Origin of the sequence: Arcobacter acticola, assembly GCF_013177675.1 — a bacterium.
Classification (GTDB): Bacteria; Campylobacterota; Campylobacteria; order Campylobacterales; family Arcobacteraceae; genus Aliarcobacter; species Aliarcobacter acticola.
Genome location: NZ_CP042652.1, coordinates 2,499,285 through 2,521,721 on the forward strand (window position 1 = coordinate 2,499,285; position 22,437 = coordinate 2,521,721).

17 protein-coding genes and 5 tRNA genes are annotated in these 22,437 nt (G+C 30.1%); all 22 read right to left on the reverse strand.

The window, feature by feature from the left end:
• Positions 1–159: 159 nt before the first annotated feature.
• Entirely contained in the window at positions 160–1,008 is an 849-nt protein-coding gene (locus AACT_RS12845; protein ID WP_172127501.1) for an Abi family protein, read from the reverse strand.
• 91 nt (positions 1,009–1,099) lie between these two features.
• Positions 1,100–3,487 (reverse strand): EcoAI/FtnUII family type I restriction enzme subunit R, encoded by a 2,388-nt coding sequence (gene hsdR, locus AACT_RS12850; protein WP_228720492.1) that lies wholly within the window; start codon positions 3,485–3,487, stop codon positions 1,100–1,102.
• A gap of 319 nt (positions 3,488–3,806) precedes the next feature.
• Entirely contained in the window at positions 3,807–5,036 is a 1,230-nt protein-coding gene (locus AACT_RS12855; RefSeq protein ID WP_172127503.1) for a tyrosine-type recombinase/integrase, read from the reverse strand.
• A 155-nt stretch (positions 5,037–5,191) separates the two neighbouring features.
• Positions 5,192–5,479: a YciI family protein gene (locus AACT_RS12860; RefSeq protein WP_172127505.1), complete on the reverse strand. Its 288-nt coding sequence runs from the start codon at positions 5,477–5,479 to the stop codon at positions 5,192–5,194.
• 64 nt (positions 5,480–5,543) lie between these two features.
• Positions 5,544–5,726: a hypothetical protein gene (locus tag AACT_RS15560; RefSeq protein ID WP_228720493.1), complete on the reverse strand. Its 183-nt coding sequence runs from the start codon at positions 5,724–5,726 to the stop codon at positions 5,544–5,546.
• Positions 5,727–5,978: 252 nt separating this feature from the next.
• Positions 5,979–10,502: a DNA-directed RNA polymerase subunit beta' gene (gene rpoC, locus AACT_RS12870; RefSeq protein ID WP_172127509.1), complete on the reverse strand. Its 4,524-nt coding sequence runs from the start codon at positions 10,500–10,502 to the stop codon at positions 5,979–5,981.
• Positions 10,495–14,640, reverse strand: coding sequence for a DNA-directed RNA polymerase subunit beta (rpoB, locus tag AACT_RS12875; RefSeq protein ID WP_172127511.1), 4,146 nt, complete (start codon positions 14,638–14,640; stop codon positions 10,495–10,497). The genes rpoC and rpoB overlap by 8 nt, the downstream gene beginning before the upstream one ends.
• A 172-nt stretch (positions 14,641–14,812) precedes the next feature.
• Entirely contained in the window at positions 14,813–15,184 is a 372-nt protein-coding gene (gene rplL, locus AACT_RS12880; protein WP_172127513.1) for a 50S ribosomal protein L7/L12, read from the reverse strand.
• Between the two features lie 52 nt (positions 15,185–15,236).
• Entirely contained in the window at positions 15,237–15,725 is a 489-nt protein-coding gene (gene rplJ / locus AACT_RS12885) for a 50S ribosomal protein L10 (protein WP_172127515.1), read from the reverse strand.
• Positions 15,726–15,889: 164 nt separating this feature from the next.
• Positions 15,890–16,588, reverse strand: a complete 699-nt coding sequence (gene rplA / locus AACT_RS12890; protein WP_172127517.1) for a 50S ribosomal protein L1 — start codon at positions 16,586–16,588, stop codon at positions 15,890–15,892.
• A gap of 75 nt (positions 16,589–16,663) precedes the next feature.
• On the reverse strand, positions 16,664–17,089 hold the full coding sequence (gene rplK / locus AACT_RS12895; RefSeq protein WP_172127519.1) for a 50S ribosomal protein L11: 426 nt from the start codon (positions 17,087–17,089) through the stop codon (positions 16,664–16,666).
• Between the two features lie 97 nt (positions 17,090–17,186).
• Positions 17,187–17,714, reverse strand: coding sequence for a transcription termination/antitermination protein NusG (nusG, locus tag AACT_RS12900; protein WP_172127521.1), 528 nt, complete (start codon positions 17,712–17,714; stop codon positions 17,187–17,189).
• A 12-nt stretch (positions 17,715–17,726) separates the two neighbouring features.
• Positions 17,727–17,909 carry a preprotein translocase subunit SecE gene (secE, locus tag AACT_RS12905; protein WP_172127523.1) on the reverse strand — a complete coding sequence of 61 codons (183 nt, stop codon included), beginning with the start codon at positions 17,907–17,909 and terminating at the stop codon, positions 17,727–17,729.
• 83 nt (positions 17,910–17,992) lie between these two features.
• Positions 17,993–18,068: transfer RNA gene (locus AACT_RS12910), tRNA-Trp, on the reverse strand.
• Positions 18,069–18,120: 52 nt separating this feature from the next.
• Positions 18,121–18,279 (reverse strand): 50S ribosomal protein L33, encoded by a 159-nt coding sequence (rpmG, locus tag AACT_RS12915; RefSeq protein ID WP_430385347.1) that lies wholly within the window; start codon positions 18,277–18,279, stop codon positions 18,121–18,123.
• An 18-nt stretch (positions 18,280–18,297) separates the two neighbouring features.
• Positions 18,298–19,506 (reverse strand): elongation factor Tu, encoded by a 1,209-nt coding sequence (tuf, locus tag AACT_RS12920; protein ID WP_172127527.1) that lies wholly within the window; start codon positions 19,504–19,506, stop codon positions 18,298–18,300.
• A 222-nt stretch (positions 19,507–19,728) separates the two neighbouring features.
• Positions 19,729–19,805 (reverse strand) — tRNA-Gly (locus AACT_RS12925).
• Positions 19,806–19,815: 10 nt separating this feature from the next.
• Positions 19,816–19,900: transfer RNA gene (locus AACT_RS12930), tRNA-Tyr, on the reverse strand.
• A gap of 62 nt (positions 19,901–19,962) precedes the next feature.
• A tRNA-Thr gene (locus tag AACT_RS12935) sits at positions 19,963–20,039 on the reverse strand.
• 13 nt (positions 20,040–20,052) lie between these two features.
• Positions 20,053–20,128, reverse strand: a tRNA-Phe gene (locus tag AACT_RS12940).
• 42 nt (positions 20,129–20,170) lie between these two features.
• Positions 20,171–21,343 carry a UDP-N-acetylmuramoyl-L-alanine--D-glutamate ligase gene (gene murD / locus AACT_RS12945; RefSeq protein WP_172127529.1) on the reverse strand — a complete coding sequence of 391 codons (1,173 nt, stop codon included), beginning with the start codon at positions 21,341–21,343 and terminating at the stop codon, positions 20,171–20,173.
• A gap of 9 nt (positions 21,344–21,352) precedes the next feature.
• A complete protein-coding gene (gene mraY / locus AACT_RS12950) occupies positions 21,353–22,414 on the reverse strand; it encodes a phospho-N-acetylmuramoyl-pentapeptide-transferase (RefSeq protein ID WP_172127531.1) in 1,062 nt (353 codons plus the stop codon).
• Positions 22,415–22,437 lie beyond the last annotated feature (23 nt).

Here is a 22,437-nt window from a genome sequence, read left to right on the forward strand (position 1 = left end):
CTCTTTTTTTTCTATGGGTAAATTTCTTTATATTTTTAATATAGGTTTATATCTATGGGTAAATTATTGTATTTTTTACATATAGTTTATACTGAAAATATTTAATTTTTTAATTTCTTTAGTATATTATCTAAATATATTTTACACATCAATTCTCCCTCAATATTCAATAAATCCCATACTTTTTTTATCAATATTTGGATATTTATCAAACAAATCTTTTAACTCTTTTTTGAAGTCAAAAGTATCATTTATCGCAGTTAAAACATAATTTGCCATCATTGCAAAAGTATAATATCTATCATTTATCATACCTTTGAACTCTTTTTTATGTCTTGGTATTTTTGTTTTAATTACAAATTGCCTATTCCATAACCTGCTATGATGAGCTGATATATTTCTTATATACGAAAAAACATGAAGCCAATTTTTAAATACAAACGACGGTAAATCTATACCATTAAGTATAAGTTTTTCAGTTTCTGGACAAAGCATAGTATAAAGTTTTGACAGTGTTCCAAAAGATATAGTTTCTACTACCATCCATATTGGTAAATCTTTTTGAGTATACTTATCTCTAAAGTGTTTTACAAAAGTTTCTTTTGATCTTTTAGTTTCTTTTTGCACATCAGAACAAAACCAATTAAAATCTTTGTCATCACAATAAAAATTTTTATTATCCACATATCCAAAAGGTGTATGCTCTTTTGCAAAGTTATATGCTATTGAAGTTCTTAAAAATATTTCTATTTTTTCTATTGCACTAAATGTTAGTATTCGAAGCTCTTTATCAAAATGATATAACTCTATAATATCATCAAAAGTAGTACCATTAGTAAAAATATCTTTTTGAGAATAAAAAGGTATGAAATAAGCACTTAATCTATAATAACTAATATGTTTTAATTTTTGCAAAGCATAATCTTCATCATTTATATTTAAGTTTCTATTTTTTAAAAGTTGGATTTGTTCATGATATGATAAATGTGGTTTTTCGTAAGTAATCATAAGCACTCCCCCATTTGCACTTTAGTAAGAGGTGGGGGAAGTATGTTAATTCGATTATAATATAATGAATCTTGTTTTTTGTTTAAAAACTTCATTTATAAATTTCTCTTTGCAATCCAAAATATTCATCTCTAATATTGTAATTTCCAAAAGATTGTCTTAACTCACTTCTATCAAATCCACTAAGTTTCACCAAATCACTTAGTTTATCTTCATCTAATTCTTTAACACCATCTTTTTTATATCGTTCTAGGATAAATTCTATAAACTCTTTTGCTTTTTCATTGTGATATTTTTCCACAAAAGTAGAGCTCTCAACAGCTATTACTCTTTCACTTCTTGTTTTTATATCAAGATTAAAAGATATATGAGCTAATACATCATAAATATCTGAATTTTGCGCTTCAAAGATTTCTTTTAAATCATTTAATTGAGATTCATCTATATTCATTTCTCTTAGTTTATTTAATAAATCTTTTCTATTTTTTGGACTACTCCATATTTCTCTTAAACCTTGTTCGTCATTGTAAAACTTACCTAAAATACCAATCAATAATTCTAAGTATTCATTTGTTTTAAGAGGCTTACCATCGTCTCCAACATAAGTAGTTTCTATGTTGATTACTTTTAGTTTTTTACCTTTTATATCTATAATTACTTTTTCATTTTTTTGTTTTTCATCTGATGTTCTAGCTTCATATTCACTTTCTATATCACTAACTTTATCTTCTTGATTATCTTGTAACTCATAATCATTTTGGTTTGTATCAGGTTTATCTTTATCAAGCTCATTGTCTGTGGCTATAATATCTTCAATATCTTCTTTTAACTTATCTTTATTATCATCCCATTCTTTATCATAAAACAGATTCGTAGCTCCTACAAAATCAATTATAGTGAAGAAATCTTTTCCTTCAAAAACTCTTGTACCTCTTCCAATGATTTGCTTAAATTCTGTCATAGATCTAATAGGAGCTGTTAATACTACATTTCTTACATTTTTAGCATCAACTCCTGTTGTTAGCATCTTAGAACTTGTTAGTATGGTAGGGATATCTTTATCATTGTTTTGAAAATCTTCTAAAAAGTTTCTTCCAATTTCACCTTCATCTGATGTTACTCGTACACAATAGCTATTGTCTTTGATAGTTTTATATTTATCAATTGCAATTTTCATTTCTGATGCATGTTGTTGGTTTACGCAAAATACAATAGTCTTATCCATAGGATTTATATTGTTTAATATAGTTCTTGCTATTAATCTTGTTCTTTTTGGAATAATTACTTGTTTTTCAAACTGTTCTAGTTTTACTATGTTTTCTTTTAGTTCACCTGTTATTATGTCATTTGGATCAAACTTGTATTCATCTATATTTGTTTGAACTCTTTTTACTTTGTAAGGAGTTAGAAATCCGTCATTAATACCATCTTTTAGTGAGTATTCATAAATTGGATCGCCAAAGTATTTGTACGTATCTCCATTGTCATCTCTTTTTGGAGTTGCAGTTAATCCTAAATGTGTAGCACTTGTAAAATGATTTAAAATATCTCTCCAAGAACTTTCATCGTTAGCACTACCTCTATGACACTCATCTATGATAATTAAATCAAAGAAGTTTTTTGGATATTGTTTATAGTATCCACTTACATCATCTTCTTCATCTTCTTGTGTATTTTCTATCTGTTTTTTATTTTCAGCAATTGATTGGTATATTGCAAAGAATACATTAGCATTTGTAGGAACTTTTCCACCACGCTTTCTAATCTCTTTTCCTGTAATTTCAACAATATCTTTTTCCATTGAATTAAACTGATTTATTGCTTGTGATTTTAGTATATTTCTATCTGCAAGAAATAGAATCTTTGGTCTTCTATTACTTCCATCTTTATTCCATTTTGATTGGAATAGTCTATAAACTATTTGAAATGCTATATAAGTTTTACCAGTTCCCGTAGCAAGTGTTAAAAGAACTCTATCTTTGTTATTTGCAATTGCTTCAATAGCTTTTTGAACTGCAATTTGTTGATAGAATCTTGGTTTCATCCCATCTTCTAAATGAAATGGATACGTGATAGTAGTTTCTACTTTTGTATCAATTTTCCCAAATTTTCTTTCAAACAGTTCTTGAGGAGTTGGATATGAATCAATCCATTTACCATTTCCTTCTATCAAAGAGTGTTCAAAGATTTTAAGTCCATTTGTAGCATATACAAAATCTATTTTTAACTTTTTGGCATACTCTATTGATTGTTGTAAACCATCAAGAGCATCTTTATCATCTGCTTTTGCTTCAACTATTGCTAGATTTGTATTTTTAAAAGAGAGTAGATAATCTACAAAATATCTTTTTCCTCTTTTATTACCAATTAGTTTTCTACCATCAGTAAAAAAGTACTCTCTAACAATGTTATTTTCAGTCCAATTTGATTCTTTTAGTTTAGGATCAATAAGTTTAGAACGAGTATCTGATTCAGTCATTTATATGCTTTCATTTATAATAAATAATATTTTACCAAATTTTAACAAAAGAATGACTCTCAAATGACTCTTTTTGATGTTAATTGCTTTTATTTGTTGAAAAATGTATTAATATCATCTATTTTAATCAAATCTAATTCAAAAGATTAGAAGATGCTAATTTTCAAATAAATCAGGAATAAGATATCCAAATAACTTACTATTTAATTTAAATCTAATTATTCAGTAAATATACCGTAACATAGTAACTGTGTTAAATATATAAAACAAAAATTTATAAACTTTTTATAAACTTTTTATAAACTTTTTTAAAAGTAAATTATATGCTTTTTTTTATTTGATCTAACCAATCAGCCCACCACTGAATTAGTTCTTTTTTTTCTTCAAAATATTTAAATTTTGATTCTCTATTGTAAGCCGCTTTAATTTTATTTTTCTCTTTATGAGCTAGACAAGATTCAATAATATCAGAATGAAAACCATGTTCTTTATATAATTCATGAGCAATAGTAGAAAACATACTTCTAAAGCCATGGAAAGAGTGTTTATTTTGATATCCAAGCTTATTTAATGTATCTGATAAGGTAGCACCTGAAACTCCCCTATCGTTCTTATAAGGTGATGGAAATACAAATTTACTCCTATGTTTTGAATATGGTTCAATTTGTTTTAAAATATTTACAGCTTGAAATGGTAAAGGACAAACAAAATCAACTTTCATTTTCATTTTTTCTTTTGGTATTTCCCATATACCTTTTTCTAAATTTAAGTCATCCCAACACATAAGTCTAATATTTTCACTTCTAACAAAAACATAAGGAATGAGTTTAAATATAAATATAGTACTAATATCACTTTTTAATTTTTCACCAATTGAATTTATATCAAGAAGTAGTTGTCTAATATCTTTGGGATTAGTTAATGCAGGAAGATGATTATCTTTTTTATTTGGAACTAAAACTGAACTTTTATCTATATCTGCAATTATGTTATGTTCTACATATTCTTTAGTAACTGCATACATGTATATTTTATTAATTAAAGACAATAGTCTATGGGCTGATTCAACAACTCCCCTATTTTGCATTTTTTCTAATGCAAATATAATATCTGTTCTTTTTATATCTTTTATAGCAACAGTACCAAGCCAATTTGTAATATTTTTTATAATTCTTTCATTTTGGGTTATAGTAGCTTCACTAGTACTTCTTTTTCTAAGTTCTAACCATTCTTCAATTACATTTTGTAACGTTAATGATTCTGAAGCTTTTTTAATTCTTTTAATCGATATAGGATTATTATTCTTAGATAATTGTTCTCTAGCCTCTTCTCTCTTTTCTCTAGCTTCTTTTAATCCGACTTCAGGATAAATACCAAAAGACATACTAAGATTTTTATTACCATATCTAAAATCAAATCTCCATGATTTAGTTCCATTAGGTTTTACAACTAGCCATAATCCTTTTCCATCAGGTTTTTTATACATTTTAGATTCGGCTTTATAGCTCTTTACTTCTGTTGTAGTAAGCGGTTTAGATATTTTTGGCATTTTTCAGGTACTCACTTTTCATTAAGTCTTATAGTACCTGAAATATTACCTGAAAAAAACTTGACTTAGCCTGATTTATTATGATTTCATATGATGTGATTTGAGATTTAAAAGTAGTAATAAGCCCTATAAAATGGGCTTATTTGATGAATTATTTATTTTTTTGGGAGTAATTTCATTGGAACGATCTGGAATTCATCCATGTTCCATACATTATTTTTTACATAAGGTTCATTTTCTAACCACTCATCTAATTCTTCATCTGTTTCAAAATCTATAAAAAGTGTAGATCCTACCATTACATCATCTTCTATTAATGCACCTGCGTTTATTATTTTACCTTCAGCCATAAGTTTTCTTGCACCTTCAATGTGTGCTTCTCTTGATTCTAATCTTCTTTCTAGTGCGTTTTCATTGTCATAAGCGATAACTAAATATTGCATTTATATTCCTTTTTATTTAATTCTAGCATTTTAGCATAAAAATTTAGTTACAAAATTTAAATTATTAAAAACCAATTGCGAATAAAAATGTTAAAGGATAAATTACTAAGTTCATATATCTAAAAACTAGATTCATATTAATATTCATTGGAATTAATTCATTGATTTCTTTACCACTTGAAAGTTTTTGCATTAAAGTTAATTTAAAACTTATATCTAGGAATTTAATTACTAAAATTGAACTCATCCAGAAAGTAAAATTATTAAGGTAAAAAGATAAAAATATTGTATAAAAAAATGTTGTGTGTAATAAAAAATATAAAATTATATTTTTATTAAAAATTGAGAAGTTATTATTAATCAAACCATACAAAGTATCAGATTTTTGCCATGTTGATTCAAAAAACTCAAGAGCAACAAAGATTAAAAATAAAAGTAGGATTGTCATATTATATAAAGAAGTATTTAAACAATAGAGCCAAAGCTCTATTGTTTAAGATTAATGTTCAGAAAATTTAATTTTTTGGTTTTTGTATAGACCTGTTCCAACAGGAATAGTTCTACCAATAACAACATTTTCTTTTAAGTCTTCTAACATATCCATTTTAGCAGATATAGCAGCTTCTGTTAAAACTTTTGTTGTTTCTTGGAAAGAAGCAGCTGAGATAATAGAATCAGATGTAACGGCAGCTCTTGTGATACCTAATAATAAAGGTTCAGCAATTGCAGGTTCTCCACCTAATTTAATTACTTTAGCATTTTCAATTTTGAATTTCTTTTTAGAAACCATGTCTCCAACGATAAATTTAGTATCTCCACCGTCTAAAATAGCAACTTGTCTTAACATTTGAGATGTAATTACCTCAATATGTTTATCAGCAATATTAACCCCTTGAGATCTATATACTTGTTGTACTTCAGAAACAATAAAGTAATGTAAAGCTTTTTCTCCAAGAATTCTTAATACATCATGAGGAGAAGTTTGACCATCTGTTAATGCTTCACCAGCATGAACGAACTCACCTTCATGTACAAGAATTTGTTTAGATTTCTCTACTAAATACTCACTATTATTACCTGTGTTATCAGAGATAATAATTCTTTGTTTATTTCTTAATGGTTTACCAAATGTTACAACACCGTCAAATGATGCTAATACAGCAATATTTTTTGGTCGTCTAGCTTCAAATAATTCAGATACTCTTGGAAGACCCCCAGTAATATCTTTTGATTTTTGAGTTGCTTTTGGTGTTTTACCAAGAATATCAGCAACTTCAACTTTTTTACCTTCTGCAACGTTTAACGAAGTTTTAGGATCAAGTGAATATCTAATAATCTCTTTATCATCTGTTGCTAAAATAATTGTTGGTTTATATCCACTTGGAATATACTCATTAACAACTAATTTAGAAGTTCCTGTTAATTCATCAAATTGCTCAGAAACAGTAACTCCTGGGATAATATCTTCAAATGATATTGTTCCAGCTTTTTCAGCAATTGTTGGGTTTGCATATGGATCCCATTCAGCAATTACTACTTGTGCAGAAACTTTTGGTACTGCAATTACAGATTCTTTTTCAACATTTGTATTATCATTTAATTCAATTAATGAACCACGTGCAATATAATGTCTTAGTGCTTCTCTATCTTCACCATCAACGATAACTGCGAATACACCTTTATCACTTACTGTATCACCAGCTTTAATATCTTCTCTTCTTTCTAAATAATCACCTATTAATTTATAATATTTAACAGTACCTTTAGCTCCTGAAGTAATAATTGAAGTAATAGGTGCTCCATCTTCAACTTTTAATTCTGAAGCAAATGGGATTCTATTTGGTACATTCCATCCATCTTTAATCATCTCAACGATAGATTCATTTTGTTCTACTTCATCACCGTTTGAATAAGGTAAATATAATTTACCTTCGATTTTTCCAGAAATACCAGCTAATTCATTTGCTTTTGCAACATCATTTTTTCTTAAATAATATTTTTTAGTGTCTTTTCCATTTGTAATAGTTAAAATTGTTTCTTCATGAATTGTTTCAACTGTAACTTTACCTTTAAATGGTGCATTAATTTTTGGTTCAACTAATAAAACACCCGCATTTCTTCTATTTGCAACAATGATTTTTCCATCAGATTTAACATGTTTTTTGATGTTATAGTATCTAATGAAACCTTCTTTATCAGCTTTTAATTCTCTTTCTGTTTGAGTAGCAGATGCTGTTCCCCCAACGTGGAAAGTTCGTAGCGTAAGCTGAGTTCCTGGCTCTCCAATTGATTGAGCAGCAACAACTCCAACAGCTTCACCTGGTTTTGCTTTTCTTTGCTCACCCAGATTTAGACCATAACATTTTGAACATAATCCATTTTCAACTTTACAAGTTAATGGAGTTCTAATAGTTACAGCTTTTACTTCAGCATCAGCAACAACTTTTGCATCTTCTTCAGTAATTAATGTACCCTCTGCAAATAAAATTTCATTTGAAATAGGATCAATAATATCTTCAGCGATAACTCTACCTGTAATTCTTTCTTCTAAACTCTCAATTAATTCATTACCTGAAGTAATATCAGTAATTTCGATACCTTCGTGAGTTCCACAATCTTCAACTGTAATTCTAACATTTTGAGATACGTCAATTAATTTTCTTGTTAAATACCCAGCATTTGCAGTTTTAAGTGCAGTATCCGCAAGACCTTTTCTAGCTCCGTGAGTAGAAATAAAGTACTCAAGTACGTTTAGACCTTCTCTAAAGTTTGAAATAATTGGAGTTTCAATAATTGAACCATCTGGCTTAGCCATAAGTCCCCTCATACCCGATAACTGTCTAATTTGAGCAGCAGAACCCCTAGCTCCTGAGTCAGCCATCATATAAATAGAGTTAAATCCATTTTTATCAGTTTTAACTAATTCCATCATCTCTGAACCAAGTCTATTATTAACTTCTGTCCAGATATCAATAATTTTATTATATCTTTCTTGCTCAGTTAATAAACCTTGAGAGAATTGTTTTTGAACGTCAATAACTTCTTTTTTAGATTTAGTAATATGTCCAACTTTTGTTTCAGGAACTCTAATATCATCAATAGAAATAGAAATACCAGCAATTGTTGCATATTTAAACCCTAGATTTTTTAAGTTATCTAAGAATCTTGGAGTTACTTCATAACCACCATGTTTATAAATATAATCAACTAATATACCAATATCTTTTTTCTTTAAAATTTTATTCCATAAATTTGCTGGTACAAATTCAGGTAAAATTTCATGAATAATTAATCTTCCAACAGTTGTATGAATAACTTTATCATCTAATTTAGTTCTAATTTTTGCATGAAGATCAACTTGACCCATATCTAATGCAATTTTAACTTCATTTACATCTGTAAATAATTTGTGCTCACCTTTTACTCCATCTTTTTCTAATGATAGATAATAAATACCTAAAATCATATCCTGTGATGGTACAGCAATAGCTCTACCAGATGCTGGTAAAAGAATATTCATAGAAGACATCATTAAAATTTTTGCTTCTGCAACTGCTTCTTGTGATAAAGGCACGTGAACTGCCATTTGATCCCCATCGAAGTCGGCATTAAATGCAGCACAAACTAATGGGTGTAATCTAATTGCTTTTCCATCAATTAATACAGGGTGGAAAGCTTGAATAGAAAGTTTATGTAGAGTTGGAGCTCTATTTAACATAATTGGGTATTCATCAACGATTTCGTTTAGACATTCCCATACTTCATTAGCTTCAGATTCAATTAATCTTTTTGCAGCTTTTAAAGTAGTTGCATAACCTTTTTCTTCTAATTTAGCCATTAAATGCGGTTTAAATAACTCTAAAGCCATTTTTTTAGGAATACCACATTGGTCCATATTTAATGTAGGCCCAACAACGATAACAGATCTTCCTGAGAAGTCAACCCTTTTACCAAGTAAGTTTTGTCTGAATCGTCCTTGTTTACCTTTAATAATTTCTGATAATGATTTTAAAGGTCTTTTATTTGCACCTTTAACAGCATTTGCAGTTTTACCATTATCAAATAAAGCATCAACTGCTTCTTGAAGCATTCTTTTTTCATTTCTGATAATGATTTCAGGAGCATCAAGTTCTGTTAATCTTTTTAATCTGTTGTTTCTGTTAATAACTCTTCTATATAAGTCATTAACGTCTGAAACTGCAAATTTTCCACCATCAAGTGAAACAAGTGGTCTTAAATCAGGTGGAAGAACTGGTAATTGAGTTAACATCATCCATTCTGGTTTATTTCCAGAGTTTAAGAAGTTTTCAACAACTTTTAATCTTTTGATTATAGTTTTTCTTTTTGCTTCTGATTTAGTTGAACCCATTTCTTCTTTTAAAACTGTTAATAATTCAAATAAATCAATAGTTTCTAATAAATCTCTTACAATTTGTCCACCCATGTTTGCTTCAAAACCTGTGTGCTCAAATAAATCTGCAATAGTTCTATATTGTTCTTCATTTAAGATATCATATTTTTCAACTTTTTTAGTTTTTTCATTATCGTAAAATGCATCACCTGCAACGCTTACAATATATGCTTCATAATATAATACTCTCTCAAGATCTTTAAGTTTAACACCTAATAATGTACCGATTCTTGTTGGTAATGAGCTAACCATCCAAATATGTGCAACAGGAGATACTAAATCAATATGACCCATTCTATGTCGTCTAACTTTTGATGAAGTTACTTCAACTCCACATTTTTCACATACAACACCTTTGTATCTCATTTTTTTGTATTTACCACAAAGACATTCATAATCTTTTACAGGTCCAAAAATTTTCGCACAAAATAAACCATCTCTTTCAGGTTTAAGTGTTCTATAGTTAATAGTTTCAGGTTTTTTTACTTCACCACAAGACCAAGCTAATATTTTTTCAGGACTAGCTAATCTTAATTGGAAAGCCGCGAAATCTTGCGGTCTTTCTAACTCTTTTATTTCAATTGGCGATAATATTTTTTCGTTATTACTCATTGTTTTCTACCTCTCCAAAAATCTCTACATCAAGTGCAAGTGCTTTTAACTCTTTTGTTAATACGAAGAATGTTTCAGGAACACCTGAATTTGGAACATTTTCACCATTTGCAATAGCTCTATAAGCTCTTGTTCTTCCTTCAACGTCATCAGATTTCGTTGTTAGCATCTCTTTAAGTACATTAGTTGCACCATAAGCTTCTAACGCCCAAACTTCCATCTCTCCAAATCTTTGTCCACCAAATAGAGCTTTTCCTCCAACTGGTTGTTGTGTAACTAAAGAGTAAGGTCCAGTAGATCTTGCGTGAACTTTCTCATCAACCAAGTGATGTAGTTTAAGCATATACATGTAACCTACATTTACTCTTTCCATCATTTTATTACCAGTTTTTCCATCATAAAGAACACATTTACCATCTGAATCAATTTTTGCTAATTCAAATAATTTAATAAATTCTTCTTCTTTAACACCGTCAAAAATTTGTGTAGCAAATCTAACACCTTTTGTCCAGTCTTGACCATATTTAATTAGTTCATCATCAGATAATTTATCCATAAATGCTTTACCATTCATAAGTTTAGCAACAGATGCAATTTCAGTCATTTTAGCTCTAAGTTCTTGAACAAAATCAGCTTTTTTAGCTTCAAAGATATCTTGAATTTGAGCTCCAAGTCTTTTACCAACTAATCCTAAGTGAACTTCAAGAATCTGTCCGATATTCATCCTAGATGGAACCCCAAGTGGATTAAGAATAACGTCAACAGTTGAACCATCTTCTAAGTAAGGCATGTCAACTTTAGGAACGATATTAGAAACGATACCTTTGTTTCCGTGTCTTCCTGCCATTTTATCCCCAACTTTGATTTTTCTCTTAGTTGCAATATAAACTTTAACTTGTTTAATAACACCTGAAGATAAAATATCATCGTGCTCTAATACTTGAAGTTTTTCTTCATGCTCATCTCTTAATTGAGATTTTTGCTTAATGAAATGTTCTTTAATATCATTGTATGCTTTTTCAATCTCTTTTGAGTAAGAAGAAACAACTTTTTTCATTGCAAATCTATTTACATTTGATAATACATCAACAGGGATTGTTTCACCTTTTTTATATGTAACATCATCAAGTTCAACATCTTTTGTTAAAATTGTTTTTAATAAAAGGTCATTGATTTTTAAGATTTCTTCTCTATCTAACATCAATAATTTATCATGATGTTTTAAATCTAATTCAGCTTTTTCAGACTCAATTTCAGCAATTGCTCTTTCGTCTTTTTCATAACCTTTTTTAGTAAATACTTTAACATCAACAACTGTACCTTCCATTGATGTAGGACATACTAAAGATTTATTAATAACATGTCCAGCTTTTTCACCAAAGATTGCTCTTAATAGTCTTTCTTCTGGAGTTGGTTTAATTTCACCTTTTGGTGTAACTTTTCCAACTAAAATCATTCCTGATTTTACATAAGTACCGATTTTAACAATACCTGAGTTATCTAAATGTGTAATTGATTCTTCTTTTACACCTGGTAAATCTCTTGTAATTTCTTCATTACCATGTTTAAGCTCTCTACATTCAACTTCTTTTTCATAAATATGAATTGAAGTAAATGCATCTTCTTCGATTAATCTCTCAGAAAGAACGATAGCATCCTCATAGTTATATCCATTCCAAGGCATAAAGGCAACCATAGCATTAACACCAACAGCTAATTCACCTCTATCCATTGAAGGACCATCAGCAATTACTTGACCTTTATCTACAAAGTCACCTTCTTGAACAGCAATTCTTTGTCCAAATGAAGTATTATTATTTGTTCTTACATTTTTATTTACAGAATAATGATCAATGAAAGCACCGTTCTCATCTTCACCTCTTACATAAATATTTTTTGCATCTGCTTTTTCAACAAGTCCAGCTCGACCAGCTTTAATTGCTTCCCATGCATCACGTGCAACTGTTTTTTCTAAACCAGTTCCAACAACAGGAGCATTTGGTCTTAATAATGGAACAGCCTGTCTCATCATATTCGATCCCATTAAGGCTCTGTTGGCATCATCATGCTCTAAGAATGGAATTAAAGATGCAGCAACACCCATAACCATTTGTGAAGAAATATCAATTAAATCAATTTTATTTTTTTCAACTAATAAAATTTCTCCATCTTGTCTTGCTTCAGTTAGTGCTTCTAAAATTTTTCCATTTTCATCAACTTTAGTTGATCCTGGAGCAATAACTAATCCCTCTTCTTGAGTTGCCGTATAATATTTAATTTCATCTGTAACAACACCGTCTACAACAGTTTTGTATGGAGCTTCAATAAATCCTAATTCATTAACTTTTGAGAAAGTTGATAATGTATTAATAAGACCAATATTTTGACCCTCAGGAGTTTCAACTGGACATATTCTTCCATAGTGCGTTGCATGAACGTCCCTTACTTCAAATCCAGCTCTTTCTTTTACAAGTCCACCCTCACCAAGTGCTGAAAGTCTTCTTTTATGAGTAACTTCAGATAATGGATTTGTTTGGTCCATAAATTGTGATAATTGACCAGATGTAAAGAACTCAGTAATAGTTGAAGTAATCATTTTAGAGTTTACTAAATCATGTGGCATAATATCTTCTAATGTACCAGATAAAGTAGTCATTTTATCTCTAATAGCTTTTTGCATTTTGATTAAACCAGCATGTAATTCATTTGCTAGTAATTCACCAATTGCTCTAATTCTTCTATTACCTAAGTGATCTCTATCATCAATATGACCATGACCTGATTTAACTTTTACTAGGTATTGTACTGTTTTAATAACATCTTCATAAGTTAAAGTTGTTACATATTCAGGTACGTTAACACCTAATTTGTGGTTCATTTTCATTCTTCCCACTTTTGTTAAATCATATCTTTCTGGATCAAAGAATAATTTTTTAACGAACTCTTTTGCAGCTTCTTTAGTAACAGGCTCACCTGGTCTCATTACTTTATAAATTCTAATTGCTGATAAATCATTTTCATCATCAATTTGCTCAGTTTGTTTTAATAATTTTAAAGATTCAGCATCAGCTTTAAATGCATTAATAATAGAATTATCAATACCAGTTGCTAAGTCATTTGCTATATCAAATGATTCAAAACCTAAATCTAAAAGTTTTTTTAATTTTAATTCATCAAGATTAGTTAATGCATCAAATAAAATTTCTCCAGATTCTGGATCATAAATTGTATTAGCAGTACTTCTATCCATTAATTGCTCTAATGGGTATTCAATTAATTTAAGACCACCCTCAACTAAAGCTTTAGCTTTTCTTGCAGTTAATCTTTTTCCAGCTCCAATAACTAAGTTACCTTTGTCATCTTTAACATCAAATTCAATTCTTCCCATGAAATCATCAGGATTAAATTCAGTTAAGAATTTATTGCTTTTAATTTTAATATTAACTATTGGATAGAATAATTTAATAATATCTTCTTTAGAGTAACCTAATGCTCTAAATAAAATAGTAACAGGAACTTTTCTTCTTTTGTTAATTCTTACATATAATACGTCTTTTGCATCATATTCGAAGTATAACCAAGAACCTCTATCTGGAATAATTTGTCCAGTGTAGATTAGTTTATTGTCAGCTGTATTTGATTCTTCTTCTTTGAAAATAACACCTGGTGATCTATGTAATTGATTAACAACTACCCTTTCAACACCATTTACTATAAAAGAAGTTCTATCAGTCATTAAAGGAATTTCTCTAATAAATAAAGCTTGTTCCTTCATATCTTTAACACCGATTTTTTCACCAGTTTTTTCGTCAAGATCCCATAGTGTTAATCTAATATTGATCTTAAGAGGAATAGAATATGTTAATCCTCTAACCATTGATTCTCGTACGTCATATTTAGGTTTTCCTACGTCTGAACCTAGGTAGTCAAGTGTAATTCTGTTTTGAACGTCATGTATAGGGAAAATAGATTTAAATACTTTTTCAATTCCAGCAGTAGTTCTGTCATCTTGACCAATCATTAAGAATGTGTCATATGAAGTTTGTTGTAGTTGTAATAAGTTTGGAATTTCAATTTGTTGTGGATTTTTTGCAAAATCAACTCTAAGTCTATTACCAGATTTTAAAGAGTTTAACATTGTCGGCCTTGTTATAAAATTTGGTTAAGTTTTGCTTTTTATATTTCTATAAAGCACAAAAGCATCCATAAAGGATAGGGTTGAAATTTCATAAAATTTTAACCTTAGCCCTCAAAGATGCTGTTCTTATACAAGGCCAAAGCCTTGTATAACAGTCATAATTAGCGAGTAATTATTTAATTTCTACTTTTGCACCAGCAGCTTCTAGAGCAGCTTTTGCAGCTTCAGCATCTTCTTTTGAGATACCTTCTTTAATTGTTGAAGGAGTTTCTTCAGCAGCAGATTTAGCTTCTTTTAAACCTAAACCAGTTAATGCTCTAATTTCTTTAATAACATTAATTTTTTTGTCACCTGCATCTAAGATAACAACATCAAATTCAGTTTTTTCTTCAGCAGCTTCAACAGCAGCAACTGCTCCACCAGCCATAGCTACAGGTTGTGCAGATACACCAAATTTTTCTTCAAATTCTTTTACTAGTTCTGATAATTCTAATACTGATAAACCAGAGATAAATTCTAAAACGTCTTCTTTAGAAATTGCCATTTCATATTCCTTATAATTTTTATTTTTAATATATTAATTGCTTAAATAATAATTAAGCTGCCTCTTCTTCTTTTTTTCTTCTAAGTGCATCAAGACCAATAGTAAAGTTTCTAACTGGTGCCATCCATACAGATGCAAGCATTCCAAGAAGTTCTTCTCTAGATGGTAATTTAGCGAATGCATTAACTCTAGCAGCGTCAGCAATTTCACCTTCAATGATACCAGATTTAATAGTAAATTTTTCTTTGTTAGCAGATGCAAACTTATCAGCTACTTTACAAGCTGAAATTTGATCTTCCGACCATAAGAAAATATTTGTACCACTTAATTCGATATCACCTAATTCAGCATTCTTAGCAGCTACTGTTACTAAAGTATTTTTAGCAACTTGTACTTTTGTATTATTAGCTCTTGCTTCATTTCTTAAAGATTCTAATTCTTTATGAGTAAGACCTTTGTAATCACATACTACAACCGCTAAAGATTGTTTGAATTCAGATGTTAAAAAATTAACAATTTCTGATTTTTGTTGTTTAGTCATATATTTCTCCTCCCTTCAAAACATCGACTTAGGCGGGACTTACAAGAAACGGAGGTGTCTCTTACCAGCTGTCTTCAGTTTTATTTCAGTGCTTTGAATAACACTCAATAATAAAGAAGAAATTCTTCATTATTGAATGCTAAAAAAATTAGATAAGGTAAACCTTATCTAATTTCCATTAATTCCATATTATCTAAAATAATTGATGGACTCATTGTTAACGATATAGCTGCATTAGTAATATATCTACCTTTTGCAGTTGAAGGTTTTGCTTTATTAATAGCTGAGATAAACGCCGCAGCATTTTCTTGAATTGCTTCAGCAGAAAAAGAAACTTTTCCGATTCCAGCTTGCATATTACCTTTTTTATCAACTCTATATGTAACTTGTCCACCTTTAGCATCTGTAACAGCTTTTGTAACGTCCATTGTTACTGTTCCAGTTTTAGGATTTGGCATTAAACCTTTTGGTCCTAAAATTCTACCTACTTTTCCTACAATTCCCATACAATCAGGAGTTGCAACTAAAACATCAAAATTGATATTTCCAGCTTGGATAGCTTCAGCTAAATCGTCATTTCCAACAATGTCAGCACCTGCTGCTTTTGCTTCGTCCATTTTTAAACCTTTAGCAAATACTGCAACTCTTACAGTTTTACCAGTTCCATTTGGAAGTACAACAGCACCTCTAATCATTTGGTCTGCATGTCTTGGATCAACATTTAAGTTAAGTGCAATTTCTACACTTTCGTCAAATTTAGCTGATTTTAATTCTTTTACACTTACACAAGCATCAGCTAATGAGTATTTTCTATTCTCAATTTTTTCTGTTAATGCTTTATATCTTTTTGAAACTTTTGCCATTATTATCTCCGCAATTATATTATTTTGCTACCGCCATTATTAAGTCTGGTGGTAAGACTCTCTTAAAACAGAATATTATAATTCTGTTTCAATACCAATTGATCTAGCTGAACCAGCAACAATTCTTGCAGCCGCTTCTTTATCGTCTGTATTTAAATCTTTGATTTTCATAGCAACGATTTCCATAATTTGATCTCTAGATAATTTTCCAATTTTTTGTTTTAATGGATTACTAGAACCTGATTTAATACCAGCAACTTTTTTAATTAAATCAGTCATTGGTGGTTGTTTTACTTCAAATGTAAAACTTTTATCCGTATAAACTGTAATAACAACTGGTAATTTGAAACCAGCTTTATCTTTAGTTCTTTCGTTGAAAGCTTTACAAAACTCCATTATATTAACACCTCTTTGACCTAAAGCTGGTCCAACTGGTGGTGATGGGTTTGCAGCACCTGCAGGTATCTGTAATTTAAGTAACCCTTGAATTTTTTTAGCCATGCTATTCCTTTAACAATTTTTTAATGATTAGACATTAGGCAAGAAAACTATAACAAGAAGCTAGTTTTTTTGCCTAATGCCTAAAATTATTATAAAATCAAACTACTCTTTCTACTTGAGTATAAGAGATTTCAACTGGAGTATTTCTTCCAAAAATTGAAACATTTAATTTTAATAAACCTGAAACCATATCAAAATCTTCTACTAAACCATTAAAGTTAGAAAATGGCCCTTCATTGATTCTTACCATTTCACCTTCGTCAAATGAAACTTTTGGTTTTGCTGCTGCTCTATTTTTAACTTTTTCTAATATTAAGTTAATATCTTTATCAGATAAGGCAGTTGGTTTTTTTGATTCACCGATAAATCTTCCAACTTTTGGCATTGATTGAATTCTATGCCATAAACCTGTGTCTAATTCAATTTTTGCAAATGCATATGCAGGATATAAAGGTCTTTCTACAATAGACTTTTTACCTTTTTTAATTTCAATTAAATCTTCAGTTGGAACTAAAACCTCTGCAATTCTACCATCTGCCATTTCTTCAGCTAATTGGATTAAAGCTCTTTTTACAGATAATTCACTTCCTGAATAAGTTTGTATTGCATACCATTTATGTGCCATAAATATGTTTCCTTAATTAATTATTGAAGATAAGCTTAACGACATAATTCCATCAATTAAAGCTAAAAAAAGTGTAATAACAGTAACAACTATAAACACAGATAAATATGCAGATCTGATTTGTTCCTTAATTGGAAAAATAACTTTTAATAATTCTGATTTAGCATTTGTGTAATAACTTTGTAATTTACTCACTATTGACTCCGATTTTTGATTGCTGTTGAAAATCTTATAAATTCTTTCAAAAAAAGTGAGGACTTCTTTTAAAAAAATTCAAGTGGCAGGCCAGGAGGGACTCGAACCCACAACCATCGGATTTGGAATCCGGCGCTCTACCGTTGGAGCTACTGACCTACTTATAATTTTTTAAAAAAGAACTTGTGGACTTAACCACAAGTTCAAAATATTACGATTTTAATTTAACTTCTTTGTGTAAAGTATGTTTTTTTAATTTCGGGCTATATTTTTTTACTTCAAACTTTTCAGTATGAGTTTTTGGATTTTTCCAAGTAGTATAGTTAATATCACCATTCTCTTGGCATTTTAATCCGATTTTTATTCTAATGTTTGCCATTATAAATCCTTATTCAATGATTTCAGCAACAACTCCAGCACCTACAGTTCTACCACCTTCTCTAATAGCAAACTTTGTACCTTTGTCTAGAGCGATTGGAGCAACTAATTCAACTGTCATTTCTACGTTATCACCTGGCATAACCATTTCAGTACCTTCAGGTAATGTACAAGAACCAGTAACGTCTGTAGTTCTTACATAGAATTGTGGTCTATATCCTGAGAAGAATGGAGTATGTCTACCACCTTCCTCTTTAGAAAGAATATACACTTCGCATCTAAATTTAGTATGTGGAGTAATAGTTTTAGGTTTACATAAAACTTGTCCTCTCTCTACGTCTTCTTTTTTGATACCTCTTAAAAGAACACCACAGTTATCACCAGCTTGACCTTGATCCATTTCTTTTCTAAACATCTCAACACCTGTTACAGTAGTTGTTTTAGTGTCAGAGAATCCAACGATTTCAATAGTCTCACCAACTTTGATAGTACCTTTTTCAATTCTACCAGTTACAACAGTTCCTCTTCCTGAGATAGAGAAAACATCTTCTACAGGCATTAAGAAATCTTGATCAACATCTCTTTGTGGAGTTGGGATATAAGAATCTACTGCATCCATTAATGCAATAATTTTTTCTCCCCATGGTCCAACAGCACCAGCTTTTGCTTCTTCTAATGCTCTAAAAGCAGAACCAGCAACAACAGGAGTATCATCACCTGGGAAATCGTAAGTAGATAATAATTCTCTAACTTCCATTTCAACTAATTCTAACATTTCGTCTTTGTCTTCGTCATCTAATTGATCTTCTTTATTTAAGAAAACAACGATGTAAGGAACACCTACTTGTTTAGAAAGTAAGATGTGCTCTCTAGTTTGAGCCATAGGACCATCAGTTGCAGCAATAACAATAATAGCACCGTCCATTTGTGCAGCACCTGTAATCATGTTTTTAACATAATCCGCGTGACCTGGACAATCTACGTGAGCGTAATGTCTATTTTTTGTTTCATACTCAATATGAGAAGTAGCAATAGTAATTCCTCTTTCTCTTTCTTCTGGTGCATTATCGATTTGATCGTAATCCATCATCGCTCCACCATCTCTTACAGATAATACTGCAGAAATAGCAGCAGTTAATGTAGTTTTACCGTGGTCAACGTGTCCGATTGTTCCGATGTTAACGTGTGGTTTGTTTCTTGAAAATTTTTCTTTTGCCATAGAATTCCCCTTCTAAATTTTGGTTATTGCCCTCTGAGTAGATAAGCCCATTTGGCTTCTCTATTCAGAGGGGATTTAAATTATGTTTAATTGCACAATTTTATTGTGATGCGTATTATATTTAAAAAATACTGAAAAAAAACTTTAATGGGAGTAATAAATAAAAAGAGTTACAAAATAATTTGCGTTTATAACTCAGCTCCCAGTAATCAATAAATAAAATGGAGCGGGAGACGAGACTCGAACTCGCGACAGTCTGCTTGGAAGGCAGAAGCTCTAGCCAACTGAGCTACTCCCGCAACATTTGCGTGGTGGTGAGAGAAGGATTCGAACCTTCGAAGCCGTAGGCGGCGGATTTACAGTCCGCAGGATTTGACCACTCTCCAACCTCACCGTTGAAAAATATTATTGTTCTGGTCAAGCGCTGTTCTTAAAAGATCACGCAGGACAAAAAAATGGAGCTGGTGAAGGGAGTCGAACCCCCGACCTGCTGATTACAAATCAGCTGCTCTAGCCAACTGAGCTACACCAGCATCCAATACAAAATGGTGGTTCGAGACAGAATCGAACTGTCGACACAAGGATTTTCAATCCTTTGCTCTACCGACTGAGCTATCGAACCAACGCAAATTGGAGTGAGATTATACAAGGTACTTTATTAAAATTAACTTAAAGAGTTTACCAAATTTTTAAATTCATCTCCACGATGTGCATAAGATTTAAACTGATCCAACGATGCCGCTGCTGGAGACAATATTCCTATACTATTTATTGTTAAATTTTTATCCATTTTTTCAACTGCAATATTTAAATAAGTACAACTTTCTACTTTAATTTTATATTCATTACAATAATCTACTATTTTATTTGTATTTGAACCAATTGCATATACATATATATCTAAGTCTTTTATATTTTCAAACAATGGTTTTAAATTTGCACCTTTATCATCACCACCTAATATAATATGTATGTCATTATTTATATATGGAACAAGTGCATTAATTGTTGCATCCACATTTGTAGCTTTACTATCATCAATCCAGAGTCTATTTTTTTTATCTTTAAACTCTTCTACTTTATGTTTATCGATTATAAATTCATTTATTAAATCATAGTTTATTTCATCAAATACTATTTTTTGAACACACATAGCTAAAATTGCATCTAATAAAAAAGGTTCTTTAAATTTTATTTTTGATTTATCTATTTTAAAGTACTCACATAAATCATCACTATTTTTATATGTTATTACTTGTGCATTTGTTTTTATATCTTTAAACTCTTCAGGAATGATTGCAATTTCATTTTCATTCATCAAAGTTAGTGGTTTTAATTTTGCATCTTGATACTCTTTAAATGAACCATGCCATGTAATATGATCTTCTGATATTGGAAGTAATAAATAAATATTTGGTTTTGACTTATTTGTGTAATGTAAGGTAAATGAAGAAGTTTCTAAAATCCAAATAGGTGCTTTTTCATCCATTGACGAAAGTGGTATTCCAATATTTCCACCACATACTGAGTTATACTCTTTTAATAAGTGTTGACACATTTGTGTAGTAGTTGTTTTTCCGTTTGTTCCTGATATCCAAATTGAAAAAGGAATTATATCTTCAAATAAATCATAGTCACTAACTACATTTTTTGAATTTAATACCATATTATTATAAGGAGGAATCCCAGGACTTACAACTGTTAATTCTTCACTTTGTAAATCGTAGTTTTCAAAATCTTTATCATCATATAATGTTGCATTTGGAAATTTATCTTTTAGGGCAAGGGCTGTAATACCTTTACCTAAGATTCTGATTTTATCATTTTTTATAGTCATATTTTTTCTTTATCTGATTTTTAAACTCAAGAGTGCAATTAGATTTGTCATAAAAGAGATAATCCAAAATCTTACAATTATCTTATTTTCTTTCCAACCTTTTTGCTCAAAATGATGGTGAATAGGAGCCATTAAGAAAACTCTTTTTTGTCTTAATTTATAAGATCCAACTTGAAGTATCACTGATACTGTTTCAAGTACAAATATAAATCCAATAGCCAATAACAATAACTCTGATTTAGCAACAATTGCCATATATCCCATAAATGCACCAAGTGGTAAAGATCCTGAGTCTCCCATAAATATTTCAGCGGGATGTGAGTTAAACCATAAAAATGCGATTAAAGCTCCACAAATCGCTGTTCCCATGATTACAAGTTCTCCAACATTTTGAATATTTGGTAATAATAAATATGATGAGAAAATAGCGTGTCCTGTTACATATACTAAAATAGATAAGGTAAAAAAAGCCATAATAGATGGAACAGTAGCAAGGCCATCCAAACCATCTGTTAAGTTAACTGCATTTGAAGCAGCTACCATTACTACCATCCAAAATAAAATTCCATATATACCCATATTGAATAGTGAAAACTTATAAAAAGGAGTAAAAAGTTCTGTAGAATGTCCAAAGTAATATAACACAAATCCAACTAGTGCAGCTGCTAAAAACTGTAAAATTAGTTTTGCTCTTGCACTTAAACCTGCATTGTTCTTTGCTTTTGATATTTTTGAATAATCATCTTGTATACCAATTAGTGAAAAAAGTGCTAAACATACTAATCCACCAACAACATAAAAGTTGCTTAATTTTGCAGTTAAAACAGTGGCAATAATAGTAGCAAAGATAAATACAACTCCACCCATTGTTGGAGTCCCTACTTTTGCCCTATGTGCTTCAGGTGCTAATTCATAAATCGGTTGTGATGCTTTTTTTGACCTTGCCCATTTAACGAACTTTGGCATTAAATACATTGTCAAAACAAATGCAATAAAGAAACTCATTCCAGCACGAACTGAAATATATTGAAAGATATTAATATCTAGATGTCTATATAACCAATAAAACAAACTTGAACCTTGATTTTGATATA